Origin of the sequence: Streptomyces cavernicola (genome assembly GCF_029968035.1) — a bacterium.
Lineage (GTDB): Bacteria > Actinomycetota > Actinomycetes > Streptomycetales > Streptomycetaceae > Streptomyces > Streptomyces cavernicola.
Map to the genome: position 1 here is coordinate 41,362 of NZ_JASCIQ010000044.1, position 14,216 is coordinate 55,577.

15 protein-coding genes are annotated in these 14,216 nt (G+C 70.7%); all 15 read left to right on the forward strand.

Going from position 1 to position 14,216, the window contains the following annotated elements:
- Nucleotides 1–906, forward strand: a complete 906-nt coding sequence (locus QIS96_RS31585) for a MinD/ParA family ATP-binding protein (protein WP_282546258.1) — start codon at nucleotides 1–3, stop codon at nucleotides 904–906.
- Entirely contained in the window at nucleotides 899–2,476 is a 1,578-nt protein-coding gene (locus tag QIS96_RS31590; protein WP_282546259.1) for a CpaF family protein, read from the forward strand. Before QIS96_RS31585 ends, QIS96_RS31590 begins: the two co-directional genes overlap by 8 nt.
- The gene (locus QIS96_RS31595) at nucleotides 2,473–3,423 is read left to right on the forward strand and encodes a type II secretion system F family protein (protein ID WP_282546260.1); all 951 of its coding nucleotides are present in this window, start codon (nucleotides 2,473–2,475) and stop codon (nucleotides 3,421–3,423) included. The genes QIS96_RS31590 and QIS96_RS31595 overlap by 4 nt, the downstream gene beginning before the upstream one ends.
- A complete protein-coding gene (locus QIS96_RS31600) occupies nucleotides 3,420–4,316 on the forward strand; it encodes a hypothetical protein (protein ID WP_282546261.1) in 897 nt (298 codons plus the stop codon). The genes QIS96_RS31595 and QIS96_RS31600 overlap by 4 nt, the downstream gene beginning before the upstream one ends.
- Nucleotides 4,317–4,357: 41 nt before the next feature.
- The gene (locus tag QIS96_RS31605) at nucleotides 4,358–4,585 is read left to right on the forward strand and encodes a hypothetical protein (RefSeq protein ID WP_282546262.1); all 228 of its coding nucleotides are present in this window, start codon (nucleotides 4,358–4,360) and stop codon (nucleotides 4,583–4,585) included.
- A gap of 47 nt (nucleotides 4,586–4,632) precedes the next feature.
- Entirely contained in the window at nucleotides 4,633–4,989 is a 357-nt protein-coding gene (locus tag QIS96_RS31610; protein WP_282546263.1) for a TadE/TadG family type IV pilus assembly protein, read from the forward strand.
- The gene (locus tag QIS96_RS31615) at nucleotides 4,986–5,489 is read left to right on the forward strand and encodes a hypothetical protein (protein WP_282546264.1); all 504 of its coding nucleotides are present in this window, start codon (nucleotides 4,986–4,988) and stop codon (nucleotides 5,487–5,489) included. The genes QIS96_RS31610 and QIS96_RS31615 overlap by 4 nt, the downstream gene beginning before the upstream one ends.
- Nucleotides 5,486–5,929 carry a pilus assembly protein TadG-related protein gene (locus QIS96_RS31620; protein ID WP_282546265.1) on the forward strand — a complete coding sequence of 148 codons (444 nt, stop codon included), beginning with the start codon at nucleotides 5,486–5,488 and terminating at the stop codon, nucleotides 5,927–5,929. The genes QIS96_RS31615 and QIS96_RS31620 overlap by 4 nt, the downstream gene beginning before the upstream one ends.
- A gap of 2 nt (nucleotides 5,930–5,931) precedes the next feature.
- A complete protein-coding gene (locus QIS96_RS31625) occupies nucleotides 5,932–9,240 on the forward strand; it encodes a LysM peptidoglycan-binding domain-containing protein (RefSeq protein WP_282546266.1) in 3,309 nt (1,102 codons plus the stop codon).
- The gene (locus tag QIS96_RS31630) at nucleotides 9,237–9,479 is read left to right on the forward strand and encodes a hypothetical protein (RefSeq protein ID WP_282546267.1); all 243 of its coding nucleotides are present in this window, start codon (nucleotides 9,237–9,239) and stop codon (nucleotides 9,477–9,479) included. The genes QIS96_RS31625 and QIS96_RS31630 overlap by 4 nt, the downstream gene beginning before the upstream one ends.
- 226 nt (nucleotides 9,480–9,705) lie before the next feature.
- Entirely contained in the window at nucleotides 9,706–9,933 is a 228-nt protein-coding gene (locus tag QIS96_RS31635) for a hypothetical protein (RefSeq protein WP_282546268.1), read from the forward strand.
- On the forward strand, nucleotides 9,926–10,546 hold the full coding sequence (locus QIS96_RS31640; protein ID WP_282546269.1) for an RNA polymerase sigma factor: 621 nt from the start codon (nucleotides 9,926–9,928) through the stop codon (nucleotides 10,544–10,546). Before QIS96_RS31635 ends, QIS96_RS31640 begins: the two co-directional genes overlap by 8 nt.
- A complete protein-coding gene (locus tag QIS96_RS31645) occupies nucleotides 10,543–11,274 on the forward strand; it encodes a pentapeptide repeat-containing protein (protein ID WP_282546270.1) in 732 nt (243 codons plus the stop codon). Before QIS96_RS31640 ends, QIS96_RS31645 begins: the two co-directional genes overlap by 4 nt.
- Nucleotides 11,275–11,575: 301 nt before the next feature.
- The gene (locus QIS96_RS31650; RefSeq protein WP_282546271.1) at nucleotides 11,576–12,670 is read left to right on the forward strand and encodes a hypothetical protein; all 1,095 of its coding nucleotides are present in this window, start codon (nucleotides 11,576–11,578) and stop codon (nucleotides 12,668–12,670) included.
- A 78-nt stretch (nucleotides 12,671–12,748) separates the two neighbouring features.
- Nucleotides 12,749–14,179: a hypothetical protein gene (locus tag QIS96_RS31655; RefSeq protein ID WP_282546272.1), complete on the forward strand. Its 1,431-nt coding sequence runs from the start codon at nucleotides 12,749–12,751 to the stop codon at nucleotides 14,177–14,179.
- The last annotated feature ends 37 nt before the right edge of the window (nucleotides 14,180–14,216 follow it).

A 14,216-nucleotide genomic window follows, 5' to 3' on the forward strand; every position in this document is an offset into this window, starting at 1 on the left:
ATGTCGGTAACCGTGATCACCTCCGCGCACAGCTGCGGGACGACCGTCTCGTCCCTCGCCCTGACCCTGTCCGCGCCGAACGTGTCCCTGCTCGTGGAAGCGGACTGCTCGCAGGGCAGCATCCGCCACGGATTCCAACAGGGCCGCTGGGGACCGGAGATCGGCCTGTGGCACCTCGCCGAGGCACAGCTCCAGGACCAGCTGGCCGAAGCCTTCGAGACCCACCTGCGGGCCATGGACTCCGAGGGCAACCGGTGGATCCTGCCCGGCCTGACCGACCCCCTCCAAGCCGCCACGCTCGCCGGTACGTGGGAGCCGCTGGCCGGGCTGCTCCAGGTGATGGACCAGGGCGCCGGGTACGACGTGTTCGTCGACGCCGGGCGCCTCGTCGCCGAGCCCGGACGCGTGCACCCCACCCTGTATCCGGCAGCGCTGCTGCACCGCGCCGACATGGTGCTCCTCGTCGTCCGCAACACGCTGACGTCGGTGGCCCAGACCGTTCCGGTCGCCGCCGCGCTGCGCGAGGAACTCGACCGCTCCGGGACCGGCGCCGACGCCCTGCGCATCGTGATGATCGCGGAGGAGAGCCGCTCCCACGGGATGCGCTCGGACGCGATCGCCCGCCGCCTGCAGGCCCCCGTGGTGGCGATGCTGCCGTGGGATCCGGCGACCGCGCAGCTGTTCACGCACGGCTCGGAGCGCCCGGTGAAACTCGCGAAGGCGCCGCTCGCGAAGCAGGCCCGCACCGCGTGCGAGCAGCTGGCCGTCGACGTCCGTACGCGTCGTCTGCGGCTGCAGATGCCGCCCGCGGCGGTCAGCTCGCCCGTGGTGGCCGGGGTGCTGCAGCGCCTGGCCGCCTCCCGGCAACAGGTTCCGCAGCTTGGCCAGGAGGTCCCGCGTGGCTGAGTACCCCAACGGCCAGCAGCAGCCCCAGCGCCTGTCGGACCTGCTGCGCGGCTCCCTCCAGCCACCCGCGCCCGCGGCACCGCCAGCACCGACAGGCCCCCCGGGACCGATGCCGCCGTCCGCTCAACTCCCCGCGCAGGCACCGCCCGCGCCCCCGGCCGCCGCCGTACCGCAGCACACCCACGTCGAGGGCCTGCCAGGGGCGCTGCCGGTGTCCCGTGCCGACATCACCATGTTGCGCGACCGGGTCGCCGACACCATCTCCACGGCCGACGACGACGATCCGATGCCGACCGAGGACGCGCGCCGCGAACGCGCCCGGCACCTGGTCGCCAAGCAGGTGTCGCAGTGGGCCGTGAAGGAGAACCCGGCCCGGACGCCGATGACGCCGGCGCAGGTCGACGCGGTCATCCAGGCCGTGTACGACCTGGTGTTCAGCGCAGGCCCTTTGCAGCGTTACCTCGACGACCCGGACGTCGAGAACATCCGGATCTCCGGCATGACCACCCTGGTCGCCTACCGCAACCGGCCCACGGAGCAGGTGGATCCGGTGGTCGACGACCCCGCGGACCTGCAGGCGTTCATCAACCAGCTCGCGAAGAACTCCGGGCACCGCGAGCGACGCCTGTCGCAGTCCAGCCCCATGGCGTCGTTCCGGCTGCCGGACGGCTCCCGCGCCGAGGCCGGCCTGCTCGCCCACGAGCCCTACCTCGTGATCCGTCGGCACGGCACCAAGAGCGCCGACATGAACCAGATGATCCAGTGGGGCACCGTCAACGAGTCGATGGCGGCGTTCCTCTACTCCCTGGTGCTGTCCGGGAAGAACCTGCTCATCTGCGGAAACATGGGCGCCGGGAAGACGTCGCTGCTGCGCGTGCTCGCCCGCCTGATCCCGCCGGACGAGTGGATCACGGTCCTGGAGTCCGACAAGGAGCTCTACCTCGAAGAGGGCTACCAGCACGGTGCCACCCCGCACGCCCTGGCGCTTGAGGCCCGTTACTCGAACGGCGAGATCGACTCCAGCGGCGAGGAAGTCGGCAGGATCGGCGTGAGCGACATGTTCGCCCACTCCCTGCGCACCGCCGCCGGCCGCGTCATCGTCGGCGAGGTCCGTGGCGACGAGGCCGACGCCATGCTCGAGGCGATGTCCGCCGGCGGCCGCGGCACCATGTGCACGCTCCACGCCGACCACCCCGACCTCGTCGTGCCGCGCCTGGTCACGCTGTGCCGCAACCGCACCCGCGACTCCGTCCACGAACTCGTCTCCACGGGCGTGCACTTCGTTGTGTTCGTCCGCAAGATCGACCAACGGCGCATCGGCGGCCGCGTGCACCGCTTCGTCTCCCACATCACCGAACTCCGGCCCGGCGAGAACGGAGCGCCCAGCACGCAGCACGTCTTTGCCCCCACCGAGCATGACCCGCGCGGCGTGTTCAACATGCGCCCCTCGGAGGGCTGCCGCACCGATCTCGTCAACGCCGGCTTCGACCTGGACTGGCTCACCCCGCAGCGCGCCGCCTGGCGGCGCCCGCTGGACCTGGTACCCACCGAGATCCGGAGGGCCTCGTGAACACCACCCAATGGAGCCTGCTCGCCGCCCTGTTCGGCGCCCTCATCGTCACCGGCCTGCTCCTGGCCATCACCGGGCTGCGCGGCGTCGAGGACGACCCGGCCCGCCCAGCCTCCCGCGCCCAGGAACGGTGGCAGCGGATGCGCGCGACGATGCCCGAGGCCTGGGCCACCCGCTACCGGCTGCTGTGCATCGTGGCCGCCGTCGCCGCCATCCTCACCTGGGCCTACACCCTGCGCCCGATCCAAGGGCTGATGGTCGCCGTGGCCGTCCTGGGCTTCCCCTGGGTGTGGAACCCGGCCGGAACCGCACAGCGCCAGGTACAGCGCCTGGAAGCGATCGCGGAGTGGCTGCAGCAGCTCGCCGGCATGCACCAGTCCTCCGCGACCCTGGAGACCGCGATCGCCGCGTCCGCGACGCGCTGCCCGCAGATCATCCGCCCGCAGGTCCGCACCCTGGCCGCCCGGCTGCGCATGGGCGTCGACCCGACCTTCGCCTACCGGCAGTTCGCCGACCAGTTCGCCGACGGCGCCGTCGACAATGTGGCCCTGCTCTTCCTCGCCCACACCAAAGACCACGGCCGCGGACTGACCCGCGCGCTGCAGACGATGTCGCAGCTCACCGCCTCCGAAGCGACCGCGCTGAGCGCCATCGACGCCGAACGCAACCGTGCACGGCAGTCCACCCGTTGGGTGTCGGTGATCTGCATAGGGTTCGTCCTCTACCTCGTCACCGGTACCTCCTGGGGCGACGTGTACCGCACGGCGACCGGCCAGTTGGTGCTCGTGGCGCTGTCCGCCGGGTTCATCGCCGCCCTGTGGTGGCTGCGCCGCATGGCCGTCACCCCGCCCGACCCGCGCCTGCTCGACCCGCTGCCCGCCAAGGCCGCCCAGGCCCAACTCCGTAACGCCGCGGTACCCGCGCCCGCGAAGGGAGCCTTCTCGTGATGTTCTCGCCTGCCGCGCTCATCTTCGGCGCCCTGCTGGGAGCGGGCCTCTACCTCCTGGTGCGCGAGGCACTGCCGTCCCGCCCCGACCCCGACGCGATCCTGGACCGGTTGGAGAACCCCCACCTGGCCGCCGCACCCCGGCGCGTCCCCGCAGGGGAGAAGATGCCGCTGGTCGAGCAGGCCGGCCACAAGGCATTGGCGAGCTTCGGGCACCTGCTCACTGTGCCTCGCGCCGACCTGGAGATCCTCGGCAAAACCCCGGCCGAGCACGTCGGCACGAAGGTCCTGGGCACTCTCGCCGCCTTCGCCATGCCGCAGATCCTCAACGCGCTGCTGCTTGCCGCGGGCGCACCCCAACTGGCCGTGCCCCTGCTGTTCGTGTCCGTACTGCTGGCCCTCGTGATCTGGTTCAACGCCGACCACGACGTACGGCTCAAGGCCAAGCAGCGCCGCCTGCAGTTCCGCATCGCGATCGCCTCCGTGCTGGAACGCGCCCAACTGGCCCGCAACGCGGGCGTCGGCGTGGAAGCAGCCCTGTTGCGCACCGTGCAGGTCGGCGACCACTGGATCCTGACGCGGATGCGCCTCGCGCTCAACCGCGCCGACCTCGCCGGCGTCGACCAGTGGGACGCACTCAAGCAGCTCGGCGACGAACTCGACGTCCCCGAACTGGCCGCCCCGGCCGAGACGTTCTCCCTGGCCAGCGAGGGAGCGAAGATCGTCGAAACCCTCGACACCCAGGCCAAAGCGCTCCGCAACCGGCTGCGCACCGACAAACAGGCCCAAGCCGCCGGAGCCTACGAGAAGCTGCCGCTTCCCTCCACCCTGGTCTTCGCCATCGCCTTCGCCGTCTTCGCCTACCCCGCGCTGCTCGGCCTGACCAACCGCTAGCCGCCGCTGAACTCCCCACCATGAACAAGGAGATACCTGCCATGTCCCACACCCGACTCCGGACCCGCGCCGCCCGACGCCTGCACACCGCCTGGCACACCCGCCTGCGCCGCATGAGCGACCGCGACGTCCGCGAGGGCGGCTTCGGCACCCTGGAAGCCCTCACCCTCGCCGGAGTCATCCTCCTCGCCGCCGCCGCGTTCACCCTCGCCTTCAACGGCGCCCTCGACGGCCTCATCGCCGAGTTCGAGTCCGCCGTAGGCAAGTAGCAATGCGAGCACGGCTGAGACAGCTCTGGCAGCGGCGCCTGACGCACATGAACAGCGACGCCGGCATCGGGACCCTGGAATTCCTGGTCCTGGCGCCGATCCTGCTCATCGTGCTGTGCGCCGCCCTCCAGATGGGGATGTGGTACCTCGCGGACTCCGCCGCCGCCACCGCCGCCCGCAAGGGCGCCGAGACCGGCTCCTCGTACCAGTCCACCCCCGCCGCCGGCGCGGAGCGCGCCGAGAGCTGGCTCGCCGACATCAGCATCGTGCGCAACCCGCATGTCTCCACCACCGGGTCCACCAGCCAGACGGTCCGCATCACCGTCGACGCCGAAGCCATGAACTTCCTGCCGTTCCTGGACTTCTCGATCAGCCGCAGCGCCGAGGACGTCGTCGAACAATGAGCCAGAGCACCCCACGTCACACCCCCCAGCGCGGCCGCCGCCGCGGTCCCTGGCACACGCGGCTGCAGGACGACAGCGGCTACTACACGCTCGAAGCCCTCATCTGCATCCCCGTCGTCCTAGCCGCGCTGGCCCTCTTCGCCGCGTACGGACTGGCCGGGATCGGCGACACCACCACCGCGAACGCAGCGGCCGCCGCCGCCCGCGCGGCCAGCCGCGCAGATGCACCAGAAGGCGCCGAAGTAGCCGGGCAGAACGCCGCCATATCCTCCCTGCGCCAAGCCGGAAACACCTGCGCAGACTCATCGATCACGATCGACACCAGCAACTTCCCCACAGACGTGGGGCAAGCGGGCCAGGTCACCGCCACCGTCACCTGCACCGTCCCGCTCTCCCAGCTCACGGTGCCCGGCATGCCCGGCTCCAAGACCCTCGAAGCCACCCGCGTCAGCTCAGTTGATCAGTACGCCAGCCGAGACGACGAGGAGGACACCCCGTGACACGGTGGCTGCACGCTCTCCGCACGAACACCGCGTCCGATCGCGGATCCGTCACCCTGTACTTCCTCGGCTTCGGCATCATCATGATCGGCCTGCTCGCGCTCATGGCCGACATGGGCCGCTATATGAAAGCCTCCGCCGACAGCGAGGACCTGGCCGCCGAAGCCGCCCGCGCCGCCGGCCAGCAGATCGACCCCGCAGACGCGATCGGCGGCCACGGCACCGTCGTCGACCCCGCCGGCGCCGAGCAGGCCGCCACCGACTTCCTGCGCCAGGCCGAAGCCGACGGCAGCGCCCTCGTCTCCGCCGACGGGCAGACCATCACCGTCACCGTCCACGACACCTACGAGCCCATCCTCCTCGACGGGTTCGGCTTCGGGGACTTCTCCGTCACCGCCCGCTCCACCGCAACCCTCGTCCGCACGGACCCCGAAGGATGACCATGCGCCCCCAACCCCCGCTCGCCGTGCGGCTCCTGCGGGCCGCAGCCAGCCTCACCGCCCTCGCGCTCCTCCTGGTCGGCGTACCGGTCCTCCTCCTCGCCGCCGGCACCCTCCCCGGCCACGTCCCGGGCCCAAGCGAGATCAGCGACGTCCTGCAGTACGACGACGGCAGCTCCCTGTTCAAGGTCCTCACCCTCGCTGCCTGGGCGTTCTGGGGCTGGGTCGCCGCATCCACCGTGATCGAAGCCGGCACCATGCTGCGCCGCCGCCCACGCCAGCGCGTACGGGGCTTCGCCGCGCCCCAGCGCCTGGCGGCCTTCCTGCTCGGCGGTCTGCTCGTCCTGCCCGCCAGCACTGCGATGGCGGCCTCCTCGCCCGCGGTCGCGGCGACCGCCACGCACGTACCGCAGCAGCTCACCACTCAGCAGGCCGTCACCGAGCAGTCCGCACCGACCACTGAGCGCGCAGGCGCCGTCCACGTAGTCTCGGAGGCGGGGGAGACGGTGTGGGACATCGCCGAGACCGCGCTCGGCGACGGACAGCGCGCCGTCGAAATCCGCCAGCTCAACCCCGAGTTGCCGACCGGGGCCACCCTGCCCGTCGGCACCACGGTGAAGCTGCCCGCCGACGCCCGCCCCACCCAGGCGCCGGCCGCCGACACCGCGGCCCGCGCCGCCGGTGACAGCGGCCCGCGCCCGACCGGAGGCCACACCACCACCGTCACCGACGACCAGCGGCACGACACCGAGCACGTGGTGAAGCCCGGCGACACGATGTGGGAGATCGCCGAAGAGGAGAAGGGCGACGGCACCAAGTACGTCGAGATCTTCGAGGCGAACGAGGGAGCCGAGCAGCCGGGCGGCACCCGGCTGACCAACCCCGCCGACATCCGTCCTGGCCTCAAGCTCACCATCCCGCACGCCTCCGCCCCGGCCGAGGACACCAAGCCGGACGCACCCAAGTCCCCTGACCGCGACCGTCCTTCCAACGACAACCGGCCTGCTGAGCCCGACACCCCGGGCGACTCCGCCGACGACCGGCAGCACGGGGCAGACGAGGGAGCCGCGAAGACACCGCCGAAGGAGACTGAGAAGCCTTCCGCGGAACGGGACACTGCGCCGTCACCGTCCGCCTCCGGACACGAATCGGCGCCCCCGTCGGCCGCCCCGTCTACGAAGCCGGCCGAGTCGGAAACCGCCGAAACGGCGCGCCCCGCACAGGAACCCGGCGCTTCCTCCACGGACGAGTCGGTCGTGGACGCGCGCCACATCGCCGGACTCGGCATGCTCCTCGCCGGAACCCTGGCCGGAACGATCGCGGTGAAGCGCCTGCTCCAGCGCCGCCGCCGCAACCCCGGCGAGACGATCGCCATGCCCGATACCCCCGGTCCCGTCGAGCAGGGCCTCGACTACGCCGCCGAGCCCGCCAGCGTCGACCTCCTCGACCACGCCCTGCGCACCCTGGCCCACCACGCAGCCGCACACGACCGCGCCCTGCCCGAGCTCCGCGGCGCCCGGGTCACCGCCACCAGCATCGAGCTCCTCCTCGACGACGACGCCGAGCCGCTCCCGCCCTTCACCCGCGCCGGCGAACACCTCTGGGCCCTCGACCCCGCCCACCAGCTCATCGACAGCCCACACACCGTTGCCGCCCCGTACCCCGGCCTCGTTCCGCTCGGCACCGAGACCGACGGCAGCCACCTGCTCCTCAACCTCACCCACACCCGCGTCCTCCTCCTGGACGGCGACGACCAGGACGTACGCGACACCGCCCGCGTCATCGCCCTCGCCGCCGGCACCAGCGCCTGGAGCGACCACGCGGACATCCTCACCGTCGGCCTCGGCACCGAACTGCCCGCCCTGCTGCCCCAAGGTCGCCTGCGCGCCGTCCCCTCACTACGCGCTGCACAGAGCGACCTCGGCGAACTCCTCCTCGAACACCACCAGGGCGACGCGCCCGCGGACCCCCTGCCGTGGATGCTGATCTGCTCCGCCGACGCCATCCGGGCCGACGAAGTACAGCCCCTGGCCGCCTCGCTCGCCGCCGCCCACGACATGCCCGTCGCCCTCGTGCTCCCGGCCCGGCACGCCGCAGCCGAGTTCCCCGACGCCGTACGCCTCCAGGCCGGCACCGACGCCCCCCAGCACCTGGACCACCTCGGCACCGACCTCGTCCTGCAGACCCTCCCCGAGGAGGACTACCGGGCCTTCCTCCGCGTCCTGCACACCGCGGACGAACCCGCCCGCCCCGCAGAAGGCGCCTGGCGACACGTCCCGCCCGTCAGCCTCACCAAGACCGACACGGACAACGGCCCCAGCAGCATCCCCCTGCTCGCCACGGTCCCCGACCCCACCGCCGACTCCGTCGACGAACCCGAGACGCCCTTCGCCGCGCTCACCGACACCGCGCCCGCCGGCGGCACCGTGCACGTCCTCAACCCGCTTCCGCCCACCGACGAAGCCCCCGAAGACGACCACACGGAGCCCGCTACGTCCGAGGAGACAGCGGCTGCCCCTCCCGCTCTGCTCGGCCAAGCAGCGGCAGACGAGACCGAACTCCCCGCCCAGGAAGCGGAGTTCACCGGCGGCGGGCCCCTGATCCGCGTGCTGGGCCCGGTCGAAGTCACGGGTGTCGAAGCCTCCGGCCACGGCCCCAAACTCGCCGCGCTCGCCGCCCTGATCTACTTCAAGCCCGGCATCACCGGCGACACGATCTGCGACGCCATGGACCCCATAGAGCCCTGGGCCAAGCGCACCCTGCAGACCCGCATCTCCGAACTCCGCAACCGACTCGGCAGCGACAACGACGGCAACGTCTACCTGCCCCGCGCCCGCACCGGCGGCTACCGGCTCTCCGATCAAGTCCGCTGCGACTGGACCGAGTTCGAGACCCTCGCCACCCGCGGGCTCGCCAAGGGCGAGACGGCAGGAATCGCCGACCTCACCACCGCCCTCGACCTGGTCACCGGCCGCCCCTTCGACGGCGACCAGCCGACCTGGGCCGCAGCCCGCATCCAGGAGATGCTCGTCCGCATCACCGACGTCGCCCACACCCTCGCGACCTGGCACCGCACCGCCCCACGCCCCAACCTCGACGCCGCACGCCGCGCCGTACGCGCCGGCCTCGACATCGACGACAGCTCCGAACTCCTCTACCAGGACTGGATGCGCATCGAGGACCAGGCGGGCAACCGCGACGCCGTACGCACCGCGTACGACACGCTCCTCGCCGTCAACCGCAGCCTCAACGTCGGCACCGAGCCGGACACGGAACGCGTCTACGACTCCATCATGCGGCGCACCGCGTGACCCTCAACCACACGGAGAGCTTCATGGCGAACGTCTGGGTGCAGGCCGTCAACCCGCGCAGGCCGGACACTCTCATCCTGGTTCGCACCGACACGATCACCCAACTCAGCGTTAACGACGTGCGGATACTCGCCTCGCGCGTCGAGTCGAACGACGCGTTCCTGCTGGTCCACCGTGACGTCGAAGGCAGCAAGCCCCTCCCGGAGGACTTCCACATGTCCTACCTCGTCACCCCGTGACAGCGTCGACGACCTGATCCTCCTCGCTGACCGCGACGACAACGGAAACTGGGACTGGTCGATCTTCACCGCCTCCGAACTCCTCGCCTGAGGTGGGCGGCGGTGATGTCCAGCGTGACGAGACGCGCATCACATCCGCCGTGATGTCACGTTCAGGCGCACTCGCTGCACTCCCTAATGACCACGGCGCAGCCCGCGCCGCGGCAACCGATGCCAGGGGGACGACTTGCCGGAGACAGTTCTCGGAGTAGCCGGGCTCGCGGTCCTGTTGACCGTACGGCTGCTCTACCGGTGGATCAGCAGCCGGGCTCAGGTACAGCTGGTGCAATTACGCCAGCAAGGCACCAGCGAGCGGATCCGCGCACTGCCCCCAGGAAGCGTGGTCACTGAGCTCCGCCCAGGCGAGGAGCTGCGCATCGAGATCGGTGCGACGGGCGGGGAAGGCCATGCCTGACCACGACATCACGTCCTCTCGCGCCGAGTTCCGCCTCGGCAACGTCGGTGTGGGACAGGTGCTGTTCGGCAAGCACGACCGGAGCGTTCCGCAGTCCGCGGCATCCGCGTCGTCGCGCCGCGACGCCCCACAGCGGGAGTTCGCCCAGTTCTACGAGCAGCACATGCCCAAGCTGATTCGGCACCTGATGCGGCAGGGAGCGAGCGGCCACGAGGCGGCCGAGGCGGCGCAGGCCGCCTTCACCGAGGCGTTCGTGAAGTGGGACACCATCGAGCACCCGGCTGCGTGGCTGCGGCAGGTGGCCTGGCGTAGCCATCTGCGCCGCCGTACTGACCGAGAGGACCCTGTCCAGGACGTTCCTGAGCTGCCCGGTGGGATGTGCCCCCTACACCATGTGGAGCTCAAGGAAGAGGAGACCCGCGTGTATGCGGCCCTCGCGGGCCTTCCGCCGCAGCAGCGCAGGGTTCTGGCCTGGTACCTGGACGGGTTCGCCGCCACCGAGATCGCGGCCGTCCTCGGGCTGAGCACCGAGGCCGTCCGCCAGAACCTCAGCCGCGGCCGCGCACGCCTCAAGACCATCCTGCTGGGCCCGAACGACGGAGGCGGACGATGAACCACTTCGACAGCGACGCCGCCCTCGACGCCCTGCTCGCCTCGGCGGACGAGGCCGTCCTGGCCGCCGTGGGCGAAGGACTCGACCTGGAGGCCGGCCTCCAAGGTGTGTACGACGAGGTCGACCTCCAAGTCGTGTACGACGGGGACGGCCTCCAAGTCGTGTACGACGTGGCTGATGTCCAGGACGATTCAGACCTCATGGTGTGGGAGGAAGAGCGGACCGATATCAGCGGCGCCGATCTGCGCGGAGCCGATCTGCACGGTGCCAGGCTCACCAGCTACCGCTTGGTCGGAACCAACTTGGCCCACGCCGACCTCAGTTGGGCGTACTTGGGCGGTGCCGACCTGACCCAGGCCGTGCTCGCCCACGCGAACGTCTACTCGGCCGGGCTCACCGGGGCGAACCTGACGGGCGCGAGCTTGGTGAAGGCCAACCTCGCCAAGGCCCGGCTGGCGCACACGAACCTGCGTAGGGCTGACCTTCGAGGGGCCAACCTGTACGCGGCTGACCTTCGAGGGGCATCGCTTATCGGCGCGAACCTGCTGGGCAGCAACCTCGCCGAGGCGTACCTGGTGGGTGTTCGTTGGTCGCTGGAGACCGACTGGCCACCGGAGTTCTACCAGCTGATCCGGGTCTGGTCGGAGGAAGTGGAGTTCGGCGTCTTCCAGGTCCGCGCCGACTACGCCCGAGACCGCGTCGAACTGCCAGAGCTGCAGCCCGTGTAACGGGAAGGCGAGGTCGGGAGGCGCGAGCATGTCGTCGACGTGCCCGCGCACTGCCTGGCCAGGCGACTGCCCGCACTGCGAGCCAGAAGGTGACCTGAGGGTGCCGTGTCACCGCAGGTGGGCAGGGGTACGGCACAAGCGACCAAGTTCGTGACCAGGGGGGGGATCCGTGGGGAAAGCCAGTCGGGGAAAGAAGCAGCGGAACCGCGACAACGCCGCCCAGTGGACTGCGGCCGGGGCAGCGCGGGCCGCACACCGGGCGAAGGCGGACACACAGCGATTTCTGGAGGACAACCCGTTCGTGACCGCGCGACTGGCCACGAACGCGCATCAACGACTCATGGAGTTGGGCACCGCACTGCAGTACAGCGACGTCCCGCCCGGCCACCAGCAGGACCTGACGTTCGCCATGACCTTCGGCAAGCAGGGCTACACGCCTCCGTGGCCGAGGGACCCCACGACCGGCGCACGCTGGCAGATCCAGCAGATCCAGCAGAGCCTGCGCATGGCGGAGGTCTTCGTCCTGTCCCCGGCAGCTCACGCCGCGGTGATGGCGGCCGCAGCCACCCTGGAGCCCGCTGACGTCGTCACCCTCGATCGGGATCGGGACATCGTCAGCCCCACCGGACTGCTTGTCCTGCCCGAACCCGTCATCCTCATCAACCGAGGCGGCACGGCCTCGGACACGATCGCCTACAGCTGGCAGTTCGTGACCCAGAACCAGGTCCTGCCCACCGCCCAGTACCCGGGTGTCCAGATCACCACCTACATGGACCGCGACGGCCCGGTGCAGCCCGCCGAATGGCGCATGCTCCTCGCCCAGGCCCGCGCCAACCGCACGCCCCTTCCGCCCTTCGTGCCCGACGGCATCTACGGCCTGCGCGGCGATGCCGCTGCCGAGAGCACCGAGCGGCTGGCCTCGATCAACGGCGAGCACCGCCGGGTCAACGAGCTGCTCAACGAGGTCTCGAAGCACACCACCGCGCCGCCCGAGGTCGGAGAGTGGGCCGGCGGCCAGATCGAGGACACCTACGACGACTTCGCGGCGCGCTACATGTTCGCGTTCTGGCGCCTCACCACTCAGGGCGTCACGGTCGCGACCTCTGCCCGGTACCGCCAGCCCGGCAGCACCGGCCAGCAGCGCAAGGGAGCGCCCGCCGCCCCCGCCGTCCGCGTCATCCGCCTGGCCCACCAAGTCCCCGCCCAGCGCGGCGAATCCGACGAGGCCGCCGTCGGTCGCGTCTACCACCACCGCTGGCCCGTCAGGATGCACAAGGTCCGCCAGTGGTACCCCAGCAAACAGGAACACCGGGTGATCTGGCGCGGCCCCTACATCAAGGGCCCCGCCGACGCGCCGCTCATGGTTGGCGAGAAGGCCTACTCGGTCGACACCTGACCTACGGCAGCACGGCGGCCGTTCCTGGGTCGTGCGCGCCAAGCAAGATCGAGGTAAGCGACGAGGGAGGGGGCCCCAGTGGCGACCGAGGAAGAAGAGCAGGGACTACGGATTCCGGAAATTGTCGATGAGCTCGGCGATCCATACGGCCCCGAGGCGATCGATGAGCAGCCGGACCCTCCGTACACCAAGCCGCTGTACTGCGGCCGTTGCAGGGTTCTGGTCTCGGCCAGGCGGGGCAACGCCGCCAACCCAAAGTCGAAGTCCTCTCACTACGCCCTCTTTCCCGGGCGCAAGCACAAGGCGGACTGCGCGTACGACCTGAAGCGCCGTGGGGAGGACTTGGCCTCCGGCTCTAACGGCACAGTCGTCAGGGAGGACGGCCAGTGGCGGCTGATCTGCCCGCCGATCGAGATCCCTGGCGCTTCAGACAGACCACCGATACCAGGCCCGGCTCGGCCGGGCCGTGCAGGCGGAGGTTCCGGGCCGCGGCCGACGAGCCGCAAGGCCGGTCCGGCGATCGCCTCGGCCCGCCGCATCGTCCAACTCCTACAGGACTTCCGCCACGACCCTGAGGTCGTCAAGAAGTTTCGCGCCGTGGCCCCCGGCGGGCAACACAGCATCGCCTGGGGCGAGTTCTGTTATGGACGCACCGAGGCCCACGACCTGGCTCGTGCTCTCTTGGACGGCTCCGCGCGGACCATCCCGTACGCGGTGTGGGGCCCCGTCAACAAGGCCTACGGGGTCAAGAGAGATTGGCGCACCACGTACGTCGTGACCTACACCGCCGCCTACCCGATCATCATCGACTCCAAGTCGATCCGGGTCCGCGTCGCCGTACGCAGCAGAAACCCGGACTGGATCGGCGCCCACACGGAATCTGGCATGCTCCTCGGGTACGGCTACTGGAAGCTCCTGCAGACCCGGGCCGAGGCCTTCGAACGCGGCTGGATCGAGCTGCAGCTGTGGGCCAACGAACCCTGGCAGAACGAGCGTTGGGACACCGACGACAGCAGCCCGAACGTCCCGATCCCGATCCGCCGTGCTGCACCACGGCCCGACCACGTGGTTACACCGACCGTCGCGGAACAGGCGGCCGCCGAAGCCGCCCCTGCCCTGGAGAAGGCGGAGCCCGGCCAGCAGCAGAACGATGGCACCGGTCCGGTCGGGGCACCCACCCTTGCATTGGGAGACGCCTCGCCGCAGGAGTCCGCGGACTCCCGCACTCGTGACCTGGCGACCGACACACTGCAGGCCTGGACCGCAGGTTCGAGGAGCAGCCCCTCCTCCGGCCCGTCTCCAACCACCGAACCTCCCGTGCCGACCCCGGACGAACAGCCCCCGCCAGCACCTGAGCCGAACGAACTGCCGCTCCCGCCCCAGCCCTTGGTACCGCCGAAGCCAACCGCCCCACCCTCGGCACCCCCATCAACGCCGCGGCCACCGACGCAAGATCGAGCCGAGCCACGCAGGAGCTGGCGCCGATGGTTCCGCCGCCAACCCCGGTGAGGGCGTGCGCTCCGTCTGGCAAGCCTGGAGGCCGACC